14 protein-coding genes are annotated in these 25,193 nt (G+C 43.0%); 9 read left to right on the plus strand and 5 right to left on the minus strand.

The window, feature by feature from the left end; translation table 11 throughout:
• Positions 1 to 268: 268 nt before the first annotated feature.
• From ETF27_RS03055 to ETF27_RS03065, 3 genes are all read left to right on the plus strand, one after another.
• Complete coding sequence (locus tag ETF27_RS03055; RefSeq protein ID WP_147785493.1) at positions 269 to 2,650, plus strand: TonB-dependent receptor; 2,382 nt, start codon at positions 269 to 271, stop codon at positions 2,648 to 2,650.
• 68 nt (positions 2,651 to 2,718) lie between these two features.
• A complete protein-coding gene (gene pnuC, locus ETF27_RS03060) occupies positions 2,719 to 3,345 on the plus strand; it encodes a nicotinamide riboside transporter PnuC (RefSeq protein WP_130828527.1) in 627 nt (208 codons plus the stop codon).
• The gene (locus ETF27_RS03065) at positions 3,342 to 3,989 is read left to right on the plus strand and encodes a thiamine diphosphokinase (RefSeq protein ID WP_130828528.1); all 648 of its coding nucleotides are present in this window, start codon (positions 3,342 to 3,344) and stop codon (positions 3,987 to 3,989) included. Before pnuC ends, ETF27_RS03065 begins: the two co-directional genes overlap by 4 nt.
• Before the next feature lie 81 nt (positions 3,990 to 4,070).
• Here ETF27_RS03065 and dnaA read toward each other — a convergent pair whose 3' ends face one another.
• Complete coding sequence (gene dnaA, locus ETF27_RS03070; RefSeq protein ID WP_130828529.1) at positions 4,071 to 5,477, minus strand: chromosomal replication initiator protein DnaA; 1,407 nt, start codon at positions 5,475 to 5,477, stop codon at positions 4,071 to 4,073.
• Between the two features lie 1,000 nt (positions 5,478 to 6,477).
• Positions 6,478 to 6,921, minus strand: a complete 444-nt coding sequence (locus tag ETF27_RS03075) for a hypothetical protein (RefSeq protein WP_130828530.1) — start codon at positions 6,919 to 6,921, stop codon at positions 6,478 to 6,480.
• Positions 6,922 to 7,088: 167 nt separating this feature from the next.
• Between ETF27_RS03075 and ETF27_RS03080 the strand changes: the two genes are divergently transcribed.
• Positions 7,089 to 12,668 carry an alpha-2-macroglobulin family protein gene (locus ETF27_RS03080; RefSeq protein ID WP_130828531.1) on the plus strand — a complete coding sequence of 1,860 codons (5,580 nt, stop codon included), beginning with the start codon at positions 7,089 to 7,091 and terminating at the stop codon, positions 12,666 to 12,668.
• 10 nt (positions 12,669 to 12,678) lie between these two features.
• Positions 12,679 to 13,692 (plus strand): 4-hydroxy-3-methylbut-2-enyl diphosphate reductase, encoded by a 1,014-nt coding sequence (locus tag ETF27_RS03085; RefSeq protein ID WP_130828532.1) that lies wholly within the window; start codon positions 12,679 to 12,681, stop codon positions 13,690 to 13,692.
• 246 nt (positions 13,693 to 13,938) lie between these two features.
• On the opposite strand, the gene ETF27_RS03090 is transcribed toward ETF27_RS03085, so the two are convergent.
• Complete coding sequence (locus ETF27_RS03090) at positions 13,939 to 14,928, minus strand: bile acid:sodium symporter family protein (RefSeq protein ID WP_130828533.1); 990 nt, start codon at positions 14,926 to 14,928, stop codon at positions 13,939 to 13,941.
• Positions 14,929 to 15,054: 126 nt separating this feature from the next.
• Positions 15,055 to 15,846 carry a glucosamine-6-phosphate deaminase gene (gene nagB, locus ETF27_RS03095; protein WP_130828534.1) on the minus strand — a complete coding sequence of 264 codons (792 nt, stop codon included), beginning with the start codon at positions 15,844 to 15,846 and terminating at the stop codon, positions 15,055 to 15,057.
• 187 nt (positions 15,847 to 16,033) lie between these two features.
• Between nagB and hflX the strand changes: the two genes are divergently transcribed.
• From hflX to ETF27_RS03115, 4 genes are all read left to right on the plus strand, one after another.
• Positions 16,034 to 17,284, plus strand: a complete 1,251-nt coding sequence (gene hflX / locus ETF27_RS03100; RefSeq protein WP_130828535.1) for a GTPase HflX — start codon at positions 16,034 to 16,036, stop codon at positions 17,282 to 17,284.
• A gap of 38 nt (positions 17,285 to 17,322) precedes the next feature.
• Entirely contained in the window at positions 17,323 to 19,176 is a 1,854-nt protein-coding gene (locus ETF27_RS03105) for a DUF4954 family protein (protein WP_130828536.1), read from the plus strand.
• A 75-nt stretch (positions 19,177 to 19,251) separates the two neighbouring features.
• The gene (locus tag ETF27_RS03110; RefSeq protein ID WP_130829702.1) at positions 19,252 to 22,170 is read left to right on the plus strand and encodes a M16 family metallopeptidase; all 2,919 of its coding nucleotides are present in this window, start codon (positions 19,252 to 19,254) and stop codon (positions 22,168 to 22,170) included.
• A gap of 174 nt (positions 22,171 to 22,344) precedes the next feature.
• Entirely contained in the window at positions 22,345 to 23,988 is a 1,644-nt protein-coding gene (locus ETF27_RS03115; protein WP_130828537.1) for a fumarate hydratase, read from the plus strand.
• 445 nt (positions 23,989 to 24,433) lie between these two features.
• Here ETF27_RS03115 and ETF27_RS03120 read toward each other — a convergent pair whose 3' ends face one another.
• The gene (locus ETF27_RS03120; RefSeq protein ID WP_130828538.1) at positions 24,434 to 25,126 is read right to left on the minus strand and encodes a porin family protein; all 693 of its coding nucleotides are present in this window, start codon (positions 25,124 to 25,126) and stop codon (positions 24,434 to 24,436) included.
• Between the last annotated feature and the right edge of the window lie 67 nt (positions 25,127 to 25,193).

Genomic DNA, 25,193 nt, shown 5'->3' on the forward strand with positions numbered 1-25,193 from the left:
AGCTAAATCCGTATAAGACACTTTTACAAACTGACAGCTAATGTATGTATAATCATGGTGCATCTTTTGAACGCCACAAAAGGAAAGAAGAAAGCATAATCGCTTGGGTATTTAACAAGAAATGATTACTTTTGCAACGGCTTTCAAACTGAAAGCTAAGGGGGTGCTCGCCTTCTTTGGCGTGGCTGAGAACATACCCATGAACCTGATACGGATAATGCCGTCGTAGGGAAACGCCCCTTTACACATTGATTTATAATATTTTAAAATGAAAAAAGTAGTTTTATTGGCTGTTGCGTGCTTCTGTATGGTAGGGATGAAAGCCCAAACGGAAGATACATTGGCAAGTCAAGAATTGCAAGAAGTGATTGTGGCAGGTGTTCGCGCTCCGAAAAATGCACCCTATGCCGTTGCGAATATCGGGAAATCGGAATTGGAGAGTTTTTCAAAGAGCGGCAGAGAATTGCCCTTCCTTTTTTCAAGAACTCCCGGAGTATTGGCATGGGGCGAAAACGGTTTGGGAACAGGCACTGCAGCCATGCGCATACGAGGAGCGGCAGGTAGCAGAATAAATGTAACGCTCGATGGCGTGGCTCTGAATTCCCCTGAAGACCAAACGGTTTTCTGGGCGAACATGAACTCCTATGCCGCACTGTTGGGAAGCGTACAGATACAGCGCGGTATTGGTACATCGACTAACGGCGATGGGGCTTTCGGTGGTTCCATCTCGCTGGCTACGATTGCGCCAAGCTTAATGCCATCTGCAAAAATCAGTGGGGCGTACGGCTCCTACAATACTTATAATACGGGCGTTAGTTTCTCAACGGGATTGCTCGGAAATCATCTCATCTTTGATGGGGCTTATCATGAAACATCTACAGATGGGTTCATTCACGGAACGAAAGGACGCTCAGGTTCCTACTATGGTGGACTGACCTTTCTTGGGAACGGCTTTCAAATTCGCTACAAAAACATTGGCAACTTCGAGAAGACGGGACAGGCTTGGAACGGTGTAGTCATGGGTAGTGGTGATTTAAGCCTCTTTGATGGGACCTATGGGACTAAGACCGGAATAAGAAATTACAAAAACTTGTATGATAAAGGACTCGGCAAATTCAATTCGCTCTATGAATATATTGTAACCAATGCCGATGGCTCGTTTGCGAAAGATGCCAATGGAAATTATATTACCGAAAGATACAAAATGCGCGATGGCTCTTATTGGAATAAAACCACCGACAACTTCTACCAAAACCACAATATCCTGTCGGCTGTGTGGCAACCTTCTGCGCATTGGAGTCATAATATCGCATTGCATTACACCTATGGCTTCGGATATTACAGTGAGCTGAAACCAAACTCTAAATTCTCTAAGTTTGGTCTTACGTTCTATGATGGGAATGGTAATTTCGTGAAAAAGTCAGATTTCATAAGAAAGAAAGGATTGTCTCAGCATACTTATGGAGCTGTGTATAACGTGAATTATAAGGATGAGAATTGGGATGTCATCGGCGGTCTCAATCTGCAACAATTCCGAGGCGACCATTTCGGATTTGTTACTTACATTAAAAACGAGGAAGCCGATGCAAAGTTCCGTCCTAATGGGAAAGATTATAAATACTATGACTCCGATGCCACGAAGTTCGATTACAGCGGTTTCATGAAGGCAAACTATCATTTCAACAACTATTGGAATGCTTTTGCCGACTTGCAGTACCGTTATGTAGAATACAAAACAAGTGGAATAAACGACAGGTTCTATAGTGATAAAAATGGTTATTACAACCAAAAACTCGCTGTGGTTGAGCGTTATAACTTTGTTAATCCAAAAGCCGGAATCAGTTTCTTCAAGGATGGACACAAAGCCTATGCCTCCATCGCTTATGCCAATCGCGAACCGGAACGCAACAACTTCACCGATAACGGAAAATACGGAGGTCCAAGTCCGGAAAGGCTAACCGATTATGAGCTTGGCTATCAATACATGGGGAGCAATTGGCATGCCGGCGTGAACTTCTATTACATGGATTATACCAATCAGTTTGTCCAAACCGGCGAGCTGAGTGATATCGGTGAGACATTGACCACGAATATCAAGTCGAGCTACAGGATGGGCGCAGAGTTTGTGGCAGGATGGAGTCCGCTTTCTTGGCTTACTGTCGAAGGGAACGCGGCATTGAGCAAGAATGTAGTCAAGGATTTCGATGAGATGGCAAGCGAAAATTGGGAAGACAGTTTCCGTAAAATCCATTACAGCCATTCAACGCTTGCATTTTCGCCATCAGCCATCCTCAATGGCTTTCTCAACTTGCATTATAAAGGTGCGCAAGTTGTTTGGCATACAAACTTCGTGAGCAGTCAATATTTGGACAACACCGAGAATACAAGTCGGTCGCTCCCCTGCTTCAGTCAAAGTAACATCAACCTAAGCTATAACTTGAACCTGACAGGAAAGCGTTTGGGTGTAAAGGAAATCGTCTTTGGGGTGGACTTATATAACGTCTTCAATCGCCATTATGCCATTAGTGGTTGGGCATACGACACCATTCTCGATGCTGACGGTCATCCAAATGAAAATCGCTATACGCAGTTGGGATTCATTCCTGCCGCCGGTTTCAACATGATGGGTAACATAACATTGAGATTCTAACATGATGATATCCCCTTTCTTGGCGGAAAGGGGATATATTCTATTGTAGTAAACAAAGGAAATTACGAATGTTCGACGCTATTTTCGCTTTTTTTCAGAACACAGATACGTATAGAATACTGGATGTAGTGGGAACCATCATTGGTTTCATTTACATCTATCAGGAATATAAGGCAAGTATATGGCTTTGGCTGACGGGAATCGTAATGCCGATTATTTATACATTCGTCTATTATGAAGCGGGATTGTATGCCGATTTCGGTATGCAGATATATTATACGTTGGCTGCTGTTTACGGATTTCTTTATTGGAAGTTCGGGAAGAAAGCAAATAATGACAGTGAAGAGTTGCCCATAACACATTTCCCCAAAAAGCTAATTTTTCCCACCTGTTTAATATTCCTTTTTGCGTGGGGAACTTTATATTTTATACTGATAAGGTTTACCAACTCAACTGTTCCCATTCTTGATAGCTTTGGCAACTCTCTTAGTTTTATAGGGTTGTGGGCTTTGGCGAAGAAATACTTGGAACAATGGTGGATTTGGATAGTTGTCGATGTGGAATTGGCTGCGTTATATGTATATAAGGATATTCCATTCACTGCCGGACTCTACGCTGCTTATTCCTTAATTGCCATTGCCGGCTACTTAAAATGGAAGCGAATGATGAGCGAGCAAACAACAATAAGCAAATGAATGAATTAAGAACTCGATACGATGTCGTTGTGGTGGCTGCGGGGGAGATGCCGAAATCCTCATTAGCAAACTGTATCTTGAGGAATGCTGCCCATGTCGTGGCCTGTGATGGGGCATTGGAAAGTTTGTTGTTGCAAGGTATAGAACCCGAAGCGGTTATCGGTGATGGCGATTCTATTACCCCACGGTTGAAGGAAAAATATAAATCCATCTATCATCAGGTTGATGAACAAGAATACAACGACCTTACAAAAGCAACCCGATATGCTCTATCTAATTTTGATTTAGGAGAAAAACCGGCTTTTTGCTATCTTGGAGCTATGGGGAAACGGGAAGATCATACTTTAGGAAATTTGTCTCTCCTGCTTCATTACTACACGCATTTACACATTGCCCCCGTGATGGTAAGCGATTATGGGTGGTTCGTTCCGGCAAAGGGTAGTGATAGTTTTGCTTCCTTTCCACACCAGCAAGTAAGTATCTTTCAGGTGGATTGCAAGCAGCTTAGCAGTGTGGGGCTGAAATGGGAAATATATCCTTTTAGGGAATTGTGGCAAGGAACATTGAATGAGGCTGTAGGTGATTGTTTTGCCATCGAAGCCGATGGAACATATCTTGTTTACAGAACCCATCAACCGAAGTAAGTGCATCAGTTGATAGGGTAAGGAAATATCGTTCAACAATGAAAGGGCTTGAGAATGCAATGATTTCAAACCCTTTATTTTTTATCCTTTCAGCTTAAATGAATTTTCTATCGATGACAGCTCGGCGGTAAATCTTTTGTCCACCTGTAATCGTTTCTCGATTCGAGAACAACTGTGTATCACCGTGCTGTGATCACGTCCTCCTACCAATTTACCTATTCGGCTTGCGGGCATCTTTGTAAACTTCTGTGCCAAATACATGCTTACTTGGCGCGCCAAAACAATGTCCTGTTTCCTTGAGCGCGAATTGACAGCGGTGGTCGTTACATTGAAGTGTTCACAAACTTTGTCAAGAATGTCGTCAATGGTGAGTGGCTCATCATCTATTTTCACCGCACGCTTAATTATTCTTTCAGCAAGTCGCATATCCACCTTGCTATTATAAACCACACTATAGGCTAACAGAGAGTTGATAACACCTTGCAAGTCACGCACACTTCCATTTGCCGTTTCAGCAATAAACTTAACGACATCTTCCGGAATTTCCAACCCATCTCGTTTTATCTTGTTGTGCAGGATGTCGATGCAAAGCTGTGTATTGGGCTTTTCCAACTCGGCAATCAGTCCGCAGGCGAAACGTGTGAGCAAACGTTCGTTCATCCCTTTCAATTCTACCGGTGGGCGGTCGGATGCCAAAATTATCCGCTTCCCATTCTTGAATAAATGGTTGAAGATGTGGAAGAAAGTGTCTTGCGTCTTTGTCGCCGTCATCCATTCTTGTATGTCATCTACAATCAAGATATCAATTGTCTGGTAGAAGTTGATGAAATCATTTGTTGTATTGTGCAAAACCGAATTGGTATATTGCACTTGGAACAATCGGGCAGAGATGTACAGTACTCGTTTCTGTGGATAGAGTTGTTTCGTTCGCAATCCAATCGCATTAATAAGATGCGTCTTTCCACATCCGGATGGTCCGTAAATAAACATCGGATTAAACTGTGTGGTGTTAGGATGTTCGGCAATGGATAACCCGATGGAACGCGACAGTCTGTTGCTGTCTCCTTCTATATAGTTGTTGAACGATTTGTGTGGGTCAAGTTGTGGGTCAATGTCCTGTGGAGCAATGTCCAATGCTGTCGGACTTTGGTTGCCGCGTTGAGTAGATTGTTGAGTAGGTATTTTCTCAATGGGGTCGGCCTGTATGTCCTGTGTCAGGTTGTGGGTTTTGTCTGTTACCACACGATAGGTCAGTTTCACCCCCTGACCATATATGCGTGTGAGTATCTTACTCATTAAATCTACGTAGTTCTCTTCGAGATATTCATAAACAAACAAACTGGGAACTTGAACCAATAACGTTTTCGAAGCCGTATCAAACGTCTCGAATACGATTGGTCGAAACCATGTGGCAAATTGCTGCTCGGTTACATTCTCTTTAACAAGCGAGAGACATTTTTCCCAGAGAGCATCGGGGTGAACTTTCATGTTTACTAAATATCTTTATGTCTTTCGACGATGGTTATTTTTATCGACTGCCTTTTCAAAAGGTAGTTGCAAAGTTAGCAAAAAAAATGCAAACCATTAAATAAATCCTATCGCATCTTTTTGTCTTGGTTTCTTCTAATGTGCTATGTACTTGGTTTTTAGATGTGAATATCGCTTTTCTGTCAATTTCTAAAATTGCTAAATTCCAACATTCTATTTTTCAGCCTGTTAAGAGAATTATCAGAGAAATGGTAGAAAGTGGTGAAACATTGTGTTACAAACTTAAAAAGATTGATTTTCAATTGTGTTACAACTTTCTCTTAAAGTGTGGAACTTCAATGGTGGTATTTAGACTCTTTTTAAATAATTCGTGATAATTTGTCTTTTTAGGTATCTATGATAGACAGCTTTGCAGAGATTCATTTGTGTTTTCTTTCCAAATCTTATAGTTTGCAATCCAATAACTTGCCTGCCGCAATGCAAAACCTTAGCTTTTTCGTGTTCAGGCGATGGTAAACAGCCGCTCGGTAGTAAATATTCCACCCGACCATCATTGTGAAATTATATTACAAAAGCCACGCCCGATAAACGCTTTGTAATCTGTTGATAATCAGGATGATATTATTTGCGATTTAAAAGCTTAGCTTTTGCACTCCAATTCATGACCTTTTGCAATGCAAAAGCTTAGCTTTTACGGAGCAAAAGCTTAGCTTTGGATAGATGAATGAAGAATAATTAGGACATTATTGAACTTTTCTCATATCAGGGGTAAGGATTTTCGCATTTTCAATGCCCTTAAAAAATAAAGAATATGCTTGTCTTTTGTCTTTCCCCGACAGGCAGGTGGTGATACGGGTTCATAGCGCATGTTTTTTAGTCAGTAAATTGCTGAATGGCAAACATCTACAATTGAATATTTCCAATGCAGTCATTAGAAAAAAGAACCAAAGAGGTTTCTAATGAAGATTTGGGCTTAGGAGTGAAAGGAAACGCTAACAGCTCATCTCACCCTGATACACACCTCGCCACGGAACGCCTTATTCTCTTCCCGACTTATAAAGCCGTAAACAGGTGTTTTACCTTGTGTCATCAATCTTTCATATAATTTGGGTTGGGCATCCACGTAACCACGAATGGTATGCTCGGAGTCATAAACACAAATTCGTCCATCGTGGGTCTCATCAGTCTTTGCAAAACCAACAAACAAGCCCACTTGTTCTTCTTCCACCGGTAGTGCAGTGCTCAGGTCGTAATGCAGAAAGCCCAACCGAGTAATGAGTTCGTTTTCAATGAAGGCATCCTCCACGTCTTTTAAGGATAGACTCTCAAAGTTTTTCGGAGCAATATTGCGCTCCGGTTTATTCTTTTTTACTGCGGAACGTTTTGATAAGTAAATCACAATCACAATGGTGATAACTATCAATATGAGATTTAAGATGTTCATATTCAAAGCATTTTCAAGACAGAGGGGATGGCAAATGTTTCCATCGTTCTCTGCAAAGATACTAAATCACTCTTAAAAAATAATGTTTTTTATTATCAATCCTAAGATTTATGATGAAATTTTGGTTTAAAGCTGTATCTTTGCATATAACTTATTCATTTTAAGATATGAGAAAATTATTCAACATACTAACAATTTTGCTTATGGCACCTCTCGGGATATGGGCCCAAAGCTATAGCACTCTTTGGAAACAAGTGAATGAAGCCGGCAGGAAAGACTTGCCAAAAACTCAAATAGAGCTTTTGGAAAAGATTGTCTCAAGGGCTGAAAAAGAAAAGTCGTATGGAAATTTGTTGGCAGCGGAACTGATGACAACAAGGCTGTGGACAGAAATTTCTTCAGACTCGCTTGATGTACAGAAGTCAAAACTGGAACGCCGAGCTGCCAACGCTGAAGAAAAAGACAAGGTGCTCGCGGCGGTTTACTATTGTGCCTTAGGCAAAATGCAGCGAGATGACGATTCCAACCCTAACGGTCAAACCTTATATTTCGATAAAGCCATGGCGCATCCGGAATTGTTGGCAAGACATCAGGCTGCGGAATATGTTCCATTGATAGCAAAGGGAAAAGACGACGCTATCTTTCATAATGACTTGTTACACGTCATCGGCTTGGAAAGTGGACGCTACGAAGTGTTAAACAAGTATTACACCTCGGTTGGAAATCGCGAAGCGGCTTGTTACACAGCGTTGAAAGCAGCTGAGAACAACGTTGATGCAGTGAAGTTGGATTCCATTATCCGGCTTTATGGCGACCTTCCAATTTGTGGAGAAGTGGCTGTAAGGAAGTTCATGTTGCTGAAGAATGATAAGAATATTTCAGCTAAAGAGAAATTAGACTTCATTGACAAAGCTTTGGGACGTTGGGGAGCATGGGAAGGAATGAACCGACTTCGGAATGAACGCACCGAGCTCATCTGTCCGATGTTCAGCGCAACATTGGATTCGGAAATGGGAATACCCAATAAGAAAAAAACAATCGAAGGATTGAAAGTAAGAAACATCAATGATTTAACACTGACAATCACTCGCACTACATTGGATGGGAATGCAGAATTAAACTCCTATAACCCGAAAGACATTCAACGAATAAAATCGGCTTGCATAGCTTCCACCGCACAGAAAATAACCCATCGATATGACAATCGCCAACCCTATGAAATAGTTGAGGACTCTCTTGAATTGCCTAAACTATCAACAGGTGTTTATCTGCTGGAGTTTTCTTCCTCAGCGACAGGCATGAAGATGCAATATAATTTGTACTACGTTACTAATGTCTTTCTGATGAGCGAAGAGCAACCGAACAAAAGGATACGGTATGTTGTGGTGAACGCCACAACGGGACAACCCATCGCGAATGCGAGCTTGAAACTAACTTTCGATTCCCGATATGGTGGAAGATCAACCACAAAGATGCTGACAACCGATAAGAAGGGGGAAGCATTCTATACCTATAATAAGGTGACGCCCGATGAGGTGTTCGCTTTTACTCAAAACGACCAAGCGTGTCCGAACTCAAACCTTTGGACTTCTTTTCAATATCGTAAAGACGAGAATACACAGAATATATGCGATGTCTTTACTGACAGAAGCGTATATCGTCCGGGACAAACGGTTCACACATCGGTCATCGTATATACAAAGGACGAGAAACAATTGGAAACCAAAGCCAAAGCAGATTGTAAGCTTACTCTGCAATTGCGCGATGCAAATTACAAGGAAATTGCTACAAAAGACGTAACTACCGATGAATATGGTACGGCTACAGCCGACTTTGAACTGCCCAAGAGCGGACTGACGGGTCGCTTTTCTATCATTGCTCGTTATGGAAACAACGGCTCCACGACCTTTAATGTAGAAGAATACAAACGCCCGACATTCGAAGTTGAGTTTGATAAATATGAGAAGAAATATGCTATCGGCGACACAATTAAAGTGAAAGGAAGGGCTAAGACTTATTCAGGAGTTCCCGTTCAGGGAGCAAAGGTGGAATATGCAGTCAATCGTCGTTCTGCATTGTGGTGGTGGCGCACCGGAGACGCCAATGAGCAACTTGCCAAAGGTGAGATTACTACCGACGAGAAAGGAGAATTTGAAATCAATGTGCCTTTCATTTTCCCGAAGAATGAAAGCATATCCAAATATCCTTACCACAGCTATTCACCTAATTTCTATAACTTTGTTGCGGAAGCAAAGGTAACCGATGTGGCAGGAGAGACAAGAGAAGGGTCATTGTCTTTGCCGTTAGGTTCAAAAGCAACTGCTTTCACCTGCGATTTATTGGATAAAAATTTGAGCGATAGTCTTAAATCTATCAAATTCACGTATCTGAACGCTGCCGGGAAGCCCATTGAGGGTAGAGTGAAATATGCCATTTTGCCCTATGGAAAACAAGCTCAACCGGTGGAGAAAGATTACATGGAAGCAGTTGCCAATGAAGTCTCAAAACTGAAGTCATTGAAATCGGGACGATATAAATTGTACGCGGTATGCGGAACAGATACGCTGGAGAAAGAATTTGTTGTTTTCTCATTAGACGACAAACGTCCCGTGTCACCGACACACTACTGGTTTTATCAAAGTGCAAAACAGTTCCCGCGTGATGGAAAACCGGTATATATTCAGGTAGGATCAAGCGATAAGGATCAGCACATTGTTTATTCCATTTATTCGGGTAATAAGATAATAGAAACCGGAGCGATAGATCAGAGCAATGCCATCACTACTCGTAAACTTGTTTATAAGGAAGAGTATGGCAACGGACTGACACTCACTTTCGCGTGGGTGAAGAATGGTGAGTTTTACAATTGTACAGCGAATATCGAACGACCGCAACCGGACAAACAACTGCGAGTGGCATGGAAGACATTCCGCGATCGTTTGGTACCCGGACAAGAGGAAGAATGGACGCTAACCATTCTAAATTCCAGCGGCAAACCGGCAACCGCCCAGCTGATGGCAACGCTTTATGATAAGAGTCTTGATCAAATCATACCTCATGTATGGAGTTTTAACTCTTCATTTTACAGCAATCTGCCGTATGCGGAGTGGACCGGCATTGTAACGTCTCCACAATCAATCGGATTTCTCAAGCCCATAAAATGGCTGAACATCAATAATCTTAAGTTTGCAACCTTTGATGAGCGTTTCTTGAGCAGATATTACTACATGGATTATAATCGTCGTTTCACTCGAAATAAAGAATTTGGAACCGTATTGATGGCAGTGGGGGACGTGGGAGCACGGAAAATGGAAGCAAAAGAACAAAGTTCTCCAACTGGTGCTCGGTTCTCCGCACCGGTGATAAAAATGGACAGAGCAATAAAAGAGGAGAGTGTGTCTGAGAATAGAGCCGAATCGGGAATCGGGAATGTGCAATTAAGGGAAAATCTCAATGAAACTGCCTTCTTTTATCCTCGCATGGAGACTGACAAAGATGGCAATGTGAATCTGAAATTCAGACTGCCTGAAAGTCTGACGACATGGCGTTTCATCGGACTTGCTCATGACAAGGATATCAATACGGGGATGATTACCGGCGATGTGGTGGCACAAAAGACGGTGATGCTTCAGCCCAATATGCCTCGTTTTGTGAGAATGGGGGATGAAGCGACCCTGTCTGCACGACTTTTTAGCACTTCTGAGAAGCAAGTTACAGGCACTGCGACCATAGAAATCGTAGATCCCGAAACGGAGAAAGTGCTGTATAGCGAAAGCAAAGCATACAGTCTTTCCCCCAAGGGAACATCTTCGGCAACTTTCTCCATTTCCGATCTTTTATCGGAAACCGGTGAACGAAAATTATCAACCGACCAATCGCTTCTAATAGTTCGCGTGTTTGCCAAAGGAACGGACTATTCGGATGGTGAACAACAATACCTTTCAGTTTTGCCAAGTCGAGAATATGTCATCAACACTTATCCGTTTACCCAAAACGAAAAGGGAACGAAGACCATTGATCTCACGAAGTTGTTCCCAAAGAACACCACCAATCAGCGTCTGACGATTGAATATACTAACAATCCCAACTGGTTGATGTTGCAGGCTCTGCCATACGTTGCCGATGCAAATGAAAAAAATGCCATTAGCTTGGTTTCGGCATATTACGCGAATACCTTGGCGAACATGATATTGAAGGCTTCGCCGAAGATTAAGCAAACGATTGACAAGTGGCGTTCGGAAACCGGCAAGGAAACCTCAATGATGTCGTCTTTGGAAAAGAACCAAGAACTGAAAGAACTGGTTTTGAACGAAACGCCATGGGTATTGGATGCCCAAGACGAGAGCGAGAGAAAGCAAATGTTAGTGCGCTATTTTGATGAAAATCAATTGCGAAACAATCTGAACACATCACTGTCCGGTTTGCGAAAGCTGCAAAATCCCGATGGTTCGTTCTCATGGTGGCAGGGAATGAGTGGTAGCATGTACATGACAGTAGAGGTGGTGAAAACCCTTTCACGCCTGAATGTCTTGTTGGGTGCCACTGATTCGCAAACAAAAGATTTGCTCAATAAGGCATTTCGTTATCTTGATGAGAAAGTTGCCCAACGAGTAGCGGAAATGAAGAAGGTTGAAAGGAAGGGACAAAAGAACCTTTTCCCATCCGATGTCCTTTGCGACTACCTCTACAGCAATGCTTTGGCAAAACGTCAGACGACAGCGGATATTGCTTACCTCATTAATCTACTGTCCAAAAAGCCTGTTGAACTCACCATCTATGGTAAGGCGAATACGGCTGTTATTCTCCAGCAATACAGACAAACAGCCAAAGCTGCAGAATACTTGAAGAGTATAGGGGAATACACGGTGTACACGGAAGAGAAAGGTAGATACTTCGATACAAGTAAGGCTTACTATAGTTGGTGCGACTACAAGATACCAACGCAAGTGGCAGCAATCGAGGCCTTTAAAACCATCACTCCGAAAGACGATAAGACCATCAAGGAAATGCAACGCTGGCTTCTGCAATCCAAACGAACCCAGTCATGGGACACGCCTGTAAACTCGGTGAATGCCGTTTGGGCATTTATGAACGGTGGAAACATGACACTCGACAACGGAGAGGAAAGTGTATTGAAGTTGGACGGCAAAGTCATAGCCACTCCGAAATCAACAGCCGGAATGGGATACGTAAAAGTAAGTGAGGCGATCAATGTAAATGATAGTTCAAACGGTGAACTCCGCAATACTGTTCACGCTTTCTCGGTCGAAAAAACGAGCACCGGAACAAGTTGGGGAGCTGTTTATGCGCAGTTCTTCCAATCGACGACAGCTATCTCGGATGCCACTTCCGGGCTGAAGATAAAGCGCGAAATCATCCCGGTAGGGGTGGATAATAAGCCCAAAGAGGCGAAAAGCCTGAAAGTCGGCGATAAGGTACTCGTTCGCCTAACCATCACCGCTGATAGGGATTATGACTTCGTGCAAGTCATTGATAAACGTGCCGCGTGTCTTGAACCTGTCAAACAGAACAGTGGATATCAGTGGGGTGGCTACTATGTCGCGCCAAAAGATTACACGACAAACTACTATTTTGATAGCATGTCTAAGGGGACACACATCGTTGAGACTGAATATTTCATCGATCGAAGCGGTAGTTATCAAACCGGTACTTGCTCGGCGCAATGTGCCTACTCACCGGAATATTCCGGAAGGGCGAAGGGTATCACCATGGAAGTGAAAGAATAGGCGAACGACAATGCTCCAAATTGAAATCGACAATGGCAGCGGATTCTGTTTCGGTGTAACCACGGCAATTAATAAAGCCGAAGAAGAATTGGAAAAAGGTACAAAATTGTACTGCTTAGGCGACATTGTTCACAATAGTATGGAGGTGGAACGACTCACCCGAAAGGGACTCGTTACCATCAATCACGAGCAGCTCAGAGAGCTTCACGATGCCACTGTGCTGCTTCGTGCTCATGGCGAGCCACCGGAGACATACGAATTAGCAAAGCGCAACAATATAGAAATTATCGATGCCACCTGTCCCGTTGTATTGGCGTTACAGCGCAGGATAAAGAATCAATATGAAAAAGGGTGTGCAAGTCCACCGCGTAAAGAGGATTTGGCGGATAATGGCTGTCAGGGCGATAAAAGAAAATTAGTAAGGGACTCGGAAAATTCAAACTGTTCGATAACTTCCATGAAACTTTCGGAAACCGATGAGGCGGAAGAAAATGCCAAAGGAGATATGCATGCTGCCCAAATTGTCATTTTTGGTAAGCCCGGACATGCTGAAGTGCTTGGTCTTGTTGGGCAAACTCACAGCAAGGCTGTGGTGATAGAGAAACTTGAGGACGTGAAACAACTGGATTTTACGCGAAACATCTACCTCTATTCACAAACGACAAAAAGCCTGAACGAGTTTCATAAAATCATTAATTACATTCAAGAGCATATTGCTCCCGGCGCAATTTTCAAGAGTTTCGACACGATTTGCAGGCAAGTGGCTAACCGTATGCCCAACATCTCATCCTTCGCGGCACGCCACGACCTGATACTTTTTGTTGCCGGGCGCAAGAGCTCAAACGGAAAGGTGCTTTTCCATGAATGTCTTAGCGTAAATCCCAATTCCCATCAGATAGAAAGTGCCAACGAAATCGAAATGTCATGGTTCGAAAACGTGAAGACCGTTGGCATCTGTGGCGCGACGAGTACCCCGAAATGGCTGATGGAAGAGTGTCGCGATGAGATTTTGCGAAGAACATAAACAGGGACAAAAGAGAGCCTTCGGGTTGCAAGTTGGAACAACCATTTGTAAAGATTATTCCCAAAGGGTTTTAAAACCTAAGCTATTGCCATTCAAAAGGTAAGCTTTCAGACTCCAAAAGGTAAGCTATTGGAGGACGATAGCTTACCTTTTGCGATTTAAAAGCTCATGAAGTTGATTTTCAGTAAGTTACAAAATGGATTCCATTCTCTGTGGGTGTAAAAGTTTTTCATCATGATACCATGGTCATGTACATACCTCGGAACCCCCTCTTTTGGAAGTCTTATATTTACCGTAATACCATATCTCAATGCTGTTGATGATATTTTGCCAAAGGATATAACATCCCGGTCCGACGGAAGACAAGGGGTTCAGATAGGTATAGGCAATCCAAATGGCGAATGCCGTATTCTTTTGTCCGAGTGATTGACCCGCATTGACCGTACTCTGAAAGAAGTGTCCAATGTAGCGACCGACAGCGAATTGAAGAATACAAATCATTAACCCGAAGAAAGCGATGAGAAGCAGGAACGGAACTCCGGCATTGGCATGCACGATGTTCTTCATGGTGGTTCCCGTTACAATGGTCAGCGAACAACCCCAAAGATAGAAGCTCAGGTCTTTTACGTTTGTCAGCCAAAGATGAAAGTGGTGTAAAGGCTTGAAGTGCTTCGTTATATACGCCAATATCATCGGCACCACCAATATGGCACATACTTTATAGAGAATTAGAAGAAACGAACTCCAAAATCCCATTCCGTTGCCCGGTTCTATCAGGGGGAAACAAATGGGAATGAGGATGGCGCATAGGAAGTTAGACAAGAAAATATAAGTTGTCATTTCCTCCAAGCTGCCACCAAGTTTCATCGTTACAACAGCAGCCGCTGCTGCACAAGGTCCTATGATGCAGGTTAATATCGACTCAAGCAATATCAGATTGTTTCCCTTCACATTGAAGAGGAGTATTGCTCCGACTATCAATGCGACGAAAAACACTTGAAAAACTCCCACCCAAAAGTGCCATCGGACAGGAATGAGATTGCGAAAGTCCACTTTACAAAAGGTTACATAAAGAATTAAAAACATGAACAAAGGGAGGATGGCGTCCATGAAAGGCGACAACAAAACAGCTGCCGGTTCCAAAACGGGTATAAAAGCAAAGAGCAAATATACCGTAATCCCGAACAACATTGCCATTGGGAGCGTCCATTTCTTCAGTAATGTTTTTAAGTTCATAAGCATCAGACTGATGCAAAGGTATAAAAAAGATTGGAAAGCAACAACGAGAAATCGTTACTTTCCAACCCATTAACTTTTGTTTGTCTTGCCATCCAATCGCTACCAATCATTAACGGCACATGTTCATAAATTATTTTTCTCTATATCCTTAAAGTATCTGTACGTACTTACTTTCAGTTCATCGCAAGCAGCTTCATCAGTAACTATGATTCCATGTTTATGCATCTGCAAGGCAGAGATAGTCCACCAATGCGTAACCGGTCCTTCTATAGCAGCCTGCAAGGCGCGTGCCTTGTGATGACCGTTAACGAGTATCATCACCTCGCGCGCATCCATCACCGTACCCACGCCAACAGTTAGCGCATACTTGGGCACTTTGTTCACATCGTTATCAAAAAAGCGCGAGTTGGCTAAAATTGTATCGGTGATTAAGGTTTTCTCTCGCGTCCGGCTGGTGAGACTGGATCCCGGTTCATTGAAAGCGATGTGTCCATCGGGACCTATTCCTCCGATAAACAAATCGATTCCTCCTACTTCTTCAATCATCTGTTCGTAATGGTTGCATTCAGCTTCCAAATCCTTTGCGTTCCCATTAAGGATATGAATATTCTCACGCGGAATATCAATATGGTCAAACAGGTTGCGCGCCATGAAAGAGTGATAGCTCTCCGGATGATTTTCAGGCAGTCCTACATACTCGTCCATATTAAACGTTATCACGTGCTTGAAACTCACCCTTTTCTCTTTGTAGGCTTTCACCAAATTCGCATACATACCTTCGGGCGAAGAACCCGTTGGCAAACCGAGCACAAAGGGGTGCTCCGATGTGGGATTGAAAGCATTAATGCGCTCGATTACATGATTTGCCGCCCATTCCGACAGTTTCTCATAATCATTTTCAATAATTAATCTCATTGCCTTTTTATTTATCAACAAACTGAATTATTGTACAAAAGTAAACAATATCTAAAAAACAAGGGTATTATTGGTGCATAATTTATAAAAAATAACAATTAAGTTCTGAAAAACATCATCACTATCTCGTTACAACTCTTAACTTTTTAGTATCTTTGCATCCAAACATCATTATAGTACAATCCTGATGAGAGAATTTGTTATATCCGATGCAAAAGCCGAAACAGCAGTCCTTGTGGGCTTGATAACACAAGGACAGGATGAGGCAAAGACAAGGGAATATCTTGACGAACTTGAATTCTTGGCGGACACTGCGGGAGCTGTTACCGTCAAACGCTTTACCCAACGTTCCGGTGGAGCGAACATGACCACCTACGTAGGAAAAGGCAAATTGGAAGAAATCAAAAGCTATATACAAGTTAAGGAAGACGAGGAAGACCCCATTGGGATGGTTATCTTCGATGATGAACTATCCGCCAAACAATTAAGAAACATTGAGAAAGAGTTAGGCGTAAAAATATTGGACCGCACCTCCCTCATCTTGGATATCTTTGCCATGCGGGCACAAACAGCCAATGCCAAGACACAAGTGGAATTGGCTCAATACAGATATATGCTTCCCCGACTGCAGAGACTGTGGTCGCATCTTGAACGTCAGGGCGGTGGCTCGGGTGCCGGTGGCGGTAAAGGAACTGTGGGACTTCGCGGACCGGGTGAGACACAGCTGGAAATGGATAGGCGCATCATCCTTCAACGAATATCGCTGCTAAAAAAAAGACTTGTGGAAATCGACAAACAGAAGACAACACAACGCAAAAACCGCGGACGATTAATTCGCGTTGCCTTAGTGGGTTATACCAATGTGGGAAAATCGACCATCATGAATCTATTGGCTAAAAGCGAAGTCTTTGCGGAAAATAAGCTCTTTGCCACACTTGACACAACGGTTCGTAAAGTTGTCATTGAGAATCTTCCATTCCTTTTGGCAGACACGGTAGGGTTTATTCGCAAACTCCCTACGGATTTAGTAGATTCTTTCAAATCCACTTTGGATGAAGTCAGGGAAGCCGACTTGCTGCTGCACGTTGTAGATATCTCTCATCCCGACTTTGAAGAACAGGTTCAGGTGGTTAACGAGACATTGAAAGACCTTGAGTGTGCCGATAAACCATCCATGATTATCTTTAACAAAATAGATAAATATCAATGGGAAGAAAAAGAACCCGATGACTTAACTCCGGCGACCCAAAAGAATATTTCCCTCGAAGAACTCAAGCGAACATGGATGGCAAAGCTTAATGACGATTGTCTCTTCATATCAGCTAAGAACAAGGAAAACATTGACGAGTTCAGAAACATCTTATACAAAAAGGTGAGAGAACTTCACGTTCAGAAATATCCCTATAATGACTTTCTCTACGAAGCGGATATCAACTAACGATTATAAAACCTACTACAATAAGACAAAAAGCGTATATGACATATAGAAACTTAACAAACGAAGAAATATTAGTTTTTGAAAACAATAACTGTTGGGCTGAGGATTGGTCTCGCGTGCAGGTAGCCGAAGAGGGATTCTATCCCAAATTCTTCCACAGAGTGATGTTCTATGGTGATATCCGATTGGGAAGTTTCGAAAAAGAAGTTGAAGTAACGAAAGGCTTTGTGAAACATTCCGGTATCAATGATGCTACACTGAGAAATGTTTCTGTTGGCAATGATTGCCTGATAGAAAAAGTCGGGAATTACATCAACAACTATACGATTGGCAGCGATTGCATCATTACCAATATTTCCGTCATGGAAACAACGGAGGGAGCTACTTATGGAGAAGGTAATCTCATAGCGGTGCTAAACGAAACCGGAGACAGCAACATCATTTTCTTCCATGATTTGAATAGCCAGTTCGCTGCTTTCATGGTGAGACACTTTAAGGACAAAGATCTCAAAAACGCCATTCGAAGACTTGTCTCGGAAGAAATAACACGCACCAATCCCGATAGGGGAACCATTGGTAACAACGTAAAGATAGTCAATACCAAAGAAATAACCAACACAGTCATTCAAGATGACTGCGAAATATCCGGAGCAAGCCGACTCAGCGATTGCACAATATTAAGCTCAGAGAATGCGAGTGTGTATATCGGGACAGGGGTAATATGCGAAAATTCCATTATCAGCGATGGCTCAAGCATCATCAACAGCGTGAAAATGCAAGATTGTTTTGTGGGAGAAGCTTGCCAAATATCAAACGGTTTCACTGCGGCGCAAAGCGTGTTCTTTGCCAATTCTTTCATGGCGAATGGTGAAGCGTGTGCAGCTTTCTGCGGTCCTTTCAGTGCTTCACATCATAAAAGCTCACTGCTTATTGGAGGAATGTTCTCTTTCTACAATGCCGGCTCCGGTACGAACTTCTCTAACCACGCCTACAAGATGGGACCTATGCACTGGGGTGTTCTTGAAAGAGGAAGTAAAACCGCAAGTGGTGGCTATATTCTCATGCCTGCCACCATCGGGACATTCTCTGTCTGCTTCGGAAAGCTCATGCATCACCCCAACACGCAGGCACTTCCATTCTCTTATCTCATAGCGGGAGGAGACACAATGTTCCTCGTTCCGGGACGAAATATCACTACAGTGGGACTTTATCGCGACATTAAGAAGTGGCCGAAGAGAGACATCCGCCCTATTGGGTCGCAAAAGAGTATCGTAAACTTTGATTGGCTTTCTCCATTCTCGGTCGGAGAAATTATTCGAGGTAAGAAAATCTTGGAAAATCTTAGACAAGCAAGTGGGGAAAACGTTTCCTCTTACATCTATCACGAGTATGTCATCAATGCCTCAAGTCTGAATAAAGGTATCAAATACTATGATATCGCTTTGCGAATTTATATGGGAGCGGTGCTAAAACGAGCACACAAATGGGGCTTTTTTGGAAAACCTAAAACCCAAATCGGACTAGGCAAATGGAATGACTTATCCGGTCTTCTGCTTCCCGACACTGAAGAACAAAAGCTTCTTGAAGATATCAAGAGCGGAAACCTTGAAACCATTCAAGACGTGCTTGATCGTTTCACGGAAATTCATGCGAACTACCGGAAATATCAATGGGCTTGGACTTACCGATTGATACAAGACTACTACGGAATAAAAGAAATTTCAGAAAAAGACAATAAGAGAATAGAGCAAGACTATATCGAAGCTCGGCGGGCATGGATTGCTGAAATCCGAAAGGACGCAGAGAAAGAATTTGCCATGGGCGATGTGGAGGAAGAAGTGCTGACGGCATTTATCAACCAGCTCGACCACGAAGTGGATTACGAAGAATAGTAAAGCGCAAGCCACAAGGAAACAATGCCACCTTGAAAGCTGCGAAGAATAATGTTTAATACTAAATATAATATTATGTTGAAAAACCTTAGTTTCAAAAAATTAGGTATCGGCATGCTCCTCCTGTTGGCTGCAGTGGGGATAAAAGCGCAGACTTATACCTATGAGAGTGTGCCTAATGATCCGATGAACACTCGCATTTACACACTGAAGAATGGTCTTAAGATTTATCTTAGTGTAAACAAGGAAAAGCCACGTATACAAACTTACATCGCTGTTCGTACAGGAAGTCGCAACGATCCGGCAGAAACAACCGGATTAGCACACTATCTTGAGCACATTATGTTTAAGGGAACGGAAAAGTTCGGTACATCGAATATGGAGGCAGAACGTCCCTATTTGAAACAGATTGAGAACCTCTACGAAGAGTATCGCCACATTACCGATCCTGCCAAGCGCAAAGTATGGTACGCTAAGATTGATTCTGTATCGCAATTGGCAGCGAAATACAACATCCCCAACGAGTATGACAAACTCATGGCGTCTATCGGTAGCAAGGGAACGAATGCTTATACCTCGAACGATGTAACTTGCTATGTGGAGAACATCCCCAGCAATGAGGTAGAATCTTGGGCAAGAGTTCAGGCTGATCGTTTCCAGAATATGATAGTTCGCGGTTTCCACACTGAATTGGAATCCGTTTACGAGGAATACAATATGGGTTTGACCAGTGATGGTAGAAAAATATTTGCAGGCTTGATGGCAAAGCTGTTCCCCACCCATCCTTATGGTACCCAGACCACCATCGGTAGAGGAGAACACTTGAAAAACCCCTCAATAACCAACATCATGAAGTATTACAAACGCTACTATGTTCCAAACAATATAGCCATCTGTATGTCGGGAGACTTAGATCCTGACAAGACTGTGGCTACCATTGAGAAATACTTTGGTAGTTGGAAAAAGAGCGAGAACCTAAGCGTACCGCAATATGGTCCTCAGCCTAAGTTCACCGCCCCTGTAGATACAACCATCGTGGGACAGGAAGCTGAAAGAATTTACATTGGTTGGAGAGCAAAAGCCGGTAACAGCTTGCAAAGCGATACCTTGAACATTATTAGCGAATTGCTCAATAATGGACGTGCCGGTCTTTACGACTTGAACTTAAATCAAAAGATGAAAGTTCAGGGAGCGGGCACGGGTTTTGAAGACCTCCATGACTACTCATTGTTCATTGCCATTGGTATGCCCAAGAAAGGGCAAACCTTACAGGAGGTTCGCGATTTGCTATTGGAAGAGATAGGAAAACTGAAACGTGGAGAATTCTCCGATGATTTACTGCCTTCGGTCATCAATAACTATAAGCGCAGTTACTACAAAAATCTGGATAATAACCAGTTCCGTGCCAAAGCCTTTGTCAATTCGTTCATCAATGATGTAGATTGGAAGCAGGAGGTGGGCAAGATTAATCGCATTTCCAAAATCACGAAAGGAGAAATAGTCAGCTTCGCCAATCGTTTCTTCGACAACGGCTATGCTGCCATCTATAAAACACAAGGTACCGATACCACTATTCAAAAGGTAGAAAAGCCTAAAATTACGCCTATCCCCACTAATAACGACAAACGTTCTGCGTTCTTGGAGGAGATTGCCAACCACAAAGTAGAGCCTATCCAACCTTCATTTGTCGATTTCAAAAAGGATATGACAATAGGAAAGATGAAAAATGGTTGGAAAGTGCTATACAAACAGAACAAACAAGACGACCTCTTCACGCTCTACTTTGAGGTGCCGTTTGGAACGGAGAGCGATTTGCTTCCCGACTATGCAGCATCATATCTTGATTATCTTGGTACGGACAAGATGACGAACGATCAGATAAAGCAAGAGTTCTACAAGTTGGCTTGCGATTACAGGTTTGGTCAGACCAATGACGAGACATTTTTGGTCATGACTGGACTGAATGAAAACTTGCCTAAGGCATTGGCATTGCTCAAAGATCTTGTTGAAAACGCAAAAGTTGATAAGGAGGCATGGAGCAAGGCGGTAGATTTGATGCTCAAGTATCGTAAGGATAATAAAGCGAACCAAGGTCAAAACTTCAACGCTTTGTTCGACTACGGAATGTATGGACCCTATAACTCTACACGAAACATCCTTAGCGAGGAGCAATTGAAGAACATGGATCCGCAGAAGCTCCTTAATTCCTTAAAAGAGCTAAAGAACTACAAGCAGACCGTGCTCTATTATGGTCCATCCACCCTTGATGAGCTGAACAAACTGATAACCAAGACTATTAAGGCTCCCAAGAAGTTTAAGCCCATTCCTGAAAGCAAGCGTTACACAACTCAAACAACTCCTAAGGACGAAATACTTCTTGCACCTTACGATGCTAAGAATATCTATCTCGTGCAGTTCCATAATGAGAACAAGGAATGGACTGCCGACAACGCAGCAACCATCGCTCTCTTCAACGAATACTTCGGTGGAGGTATGAATGCCATTGTTTTCCAAGAGCTGCGCGAAGCACGTGGTTTGGCATATTCCGCAAGTGCAAGATATCGTCAGCCCAGTCGTTTGGGAGACAAGGAGAGTTTCTATACTTATATCATTACACAGAACGACAAGATGATGGACTGTGTTAAACAGTTCAACGAACTACTCAACAACGTTCCGGTTCGGCAGGCTAACTTCGACTTGGCCAAGCAAAGTCTCATGAAGAGCCTCGCGTCAGCTCGTACTACCAAGTTCTCTATTCTCAGTGCCTATATGGCTGCACAAAAGTTAGGGCTTGACTACAGTTTAAGCGAAAAGATTTACAAGGAAATTCCACAAATCAAGCTTCAAGACATTATCGACTTCGAGAAGGCAAACATGGCTGACAAACCTTGCAAGTATCTCATCCTTGGTAATGAAAAGGAACTTGACATCAAGGCATTGGAAAAGATAGCTCCCATCAGGCGTGTGACGACCGAGGAAATCTTTGGCTACTAAAAACAAGTTGTGTGTCGATTTCCGAAAATGGCATAATCCTTGTCTTCGGAATCGACATCACGACTAAAAGAAATAAATACAAAAACATTATATCAACAACTAATAAAATCCTGATACCATGTGCCGTGCGGAAGGAAAACTTCCGAACGGAACAAGTATCAGGTATTTTTGTTTATGACAGACTTTAAGTATGCCCCAATGTTCCAGTTGGGTAAGGACGACACGGAATACAGACTGCTTTCCAAGGAAGGAGTTTCCGTGGCAAATTTTGAAGGTAAAGAGATAGTGAAAGTTTCTCCACAGGCTCTGACTTTATTGGCACAACAGGCTTTTCACGACTGCGAATTTTTGCTTCGTCGCGCCCATAACGAGCAAGTAGCGAATATTTTGAAGGATGAGGACGCATCAGAAAATGATAAATATGTAGCCCTCCAATTTCTCCGCAATGCCGAGACAGCGGCAAAGGGAGTGCTCCCCTTCTGTCAAGACACCGGAACGGCCATCATACACGGCGAAAAAGGTCAGCAAGTGTGGACAGGATTCGAAGACGAAGAGGCACTATCGCGTGGAGTGTTCAACACATTCACGCAAGAGAGTTTGCGTTATTCACAGAACGCTCCATTGAATATGTATGATGAGGTGAACACGAAATGCAACCTTCCGGCACAAATCGACATCGAGGCAACCGAAGGGGCTGAATATAAATTCGTCATGGTGGCAAAAGGCGGTGGCTCTGCGAACAAAACTTACTTTTATCCAATGACAAAGGCAACCATACAGAACGAAGGAACGTTGATTCCTTTCTTGGTGGAAAAGATGAAAAGCCTCGGCACTGCGGCATGTCCGCCTTACCATATTTGTTTTGTTATCGGTGGAACTTCTGCGGAAAAGAACCTCCTCACCGTAAAACTTGGCAGCATCAAGTATTACGACAACCTTCCCATCACGGGCGATGAGACCGGACGAGCTTTCCGCGATCTCGACTTGGAAGAGAAATTGTTGAATGAAGCTCATAAAATCGGACTTGGAGCTCAGTTTGGAGGGAAGTATTTGGCACACGACATTCGTGTCATTCGCCTGCCGCGACACGGCGCGAGCTGTCCCATTGGTATGGGGGTTTCGTGTTCGGCTGACCGTAACATAAAAGGGAAAATAAACAAAGACGGGATTTGGCTTGAAAAGATGGACACAAATCCCGGAGAACTCATTCCGGAGGAATATCGCAAGCCGGGAGAAGGAGGAAAAGGCATTGAAATCGATTTAAACAAAGGCATCGACACCGTTCGTGCAGAACTGAGTAAATATCCGGTATCTACTCGCGTAAACCTCAAAGGAACCATCATTGTGGCTCGCGATATAGCTCATGCGAAGCTCAAAGCACGTTTAGACGCGGGCGAAGACTTACCAAGCTATTTCAAAGACTATCCCGTGCTCTACGCCGGTCCGGCAAAGACTCCCAATGGCTTGCCTTGTGGTTCCATGGGACCGACCACGGCCAACCGCATGGATCCATATGTGGAAGAATTTCAGGCTCATGGAGGTTCTCTGGTGATGATTGCGAAAGGCAATCGCACACAGGTCGTTACCGATGCTTGTAAGAAGCATGGCGGATTCTATCTCGGAACGATCGGTGGTGTGGCAGCAGTCTTGTCGAAAAGCAGTATCAAAAGCATAGAATGTGTTGAATATCCGGAACTCGGTATGGAAGCTGTATGGAAAATAGACGTGGAAGATTTTCCGGCATTTATTCTTGTTGACGACAAGGGCAACGACTTTTTCAAACAGCTGAAGCCTTGGACGGGATGTCCGAAACGATAATCATCGTTTATAGCCCTACGCAAAGGTGTCAATCTGATAGGTTGGCATCTTTGCGGAAATGGGATAAAGGATAAGGATTTCTATTTACCGGCTCGCTATTCTCAACTTTCTTATCGCGAACAGGGAAGCAGTCAGTTGATGGCACGCATCAGTTTTCTTGAAAAACGCATATACCTGCGAGCTTTCCATTCCCAATTATGAGAAGCGAAAAAGGCTTACCGAACTGCAGTGTTCATCTATAGATTTAGAAAAGCTTAGCTATTGCAATGCAAAAGCTAAGCTTTCGGGCTTTAAAAGCTAAGCTTTTGCATTGCAATAGCTAAGCTTTTAAAATCGCACTCGTATTCATCTGATTTACAATAGGTTGCAGGCGGCAAAAAATCATCTGCTTTGGGCGTGATTTTTCCTTTGAACAACTTGCAAAAAAGCTTGTGTGGCAGCTTGGTCAAAGGTCGAATTTATAACCTACGGTAAGCGTTATCATTCTGTTTTTTCCATTTAAGAAATTCATGACTTTGGTAAGTCCAAATACGTAACGTGCGTCTAACACCACATTCTGATATTCATAGCTCAGGCCGAGTGGTACGGATAGAACAAATTCCTTGAAAGCCTCTTTGGAAAGATCTCCTGAAAGAACTTCATTCTCAGTAAAAGTTCTTTTACCTTCCTTGTCCACCGTGTAAGTTTGAAATTCAAACTTAGTATTGCCGTTGAGCATAAATGAAGGCTGTAAGCCTATATTCACTGCCAATCCGTTTACTACAAAGAAGTGAGCGGTGAGCGGGAGGTCAAGATAATTCAGTCTGTAATTGGCATCATGGAAGATTGTGCCCTTCCCCTTGTCATCTACTCCTAAATCTTTGTCATCGTAAGCCCATCCGGCTTGTGTGTAATTTAGTCCTGCCGATATTGCCAAGCAGTCGGAACTTTGGTATCTTACTTCCACACCGCCTACAAATCCAGAACGAAAAGTAGAGTTGGAAGAACTTTCTCCGTTCATCGTTTGAATATAATTATTTGTTGAATTGGAAATGCTTACTCCCACATGAGGAATAAGCGACCATGTACAAGGGTCAGATTGTGCCATGGACGTGATGGCTAAGGCAGAGCCAAAAAGAAATAAAAAAAGACGTTTCATAAGTTATTATGTTTTCTTATGAAACGTCATCATCGTATGTTTATTGCTATTTTCGGTTGTTTTTTTC

This window comes from Prevotella brunnea (assembly GCF_008016795.1).
GTDB lineage: Bacteria > Bacteroidota > Bacteroidia > Bacteroidales > Bacteroidaceae > Prevotella > Prevotella brunnea.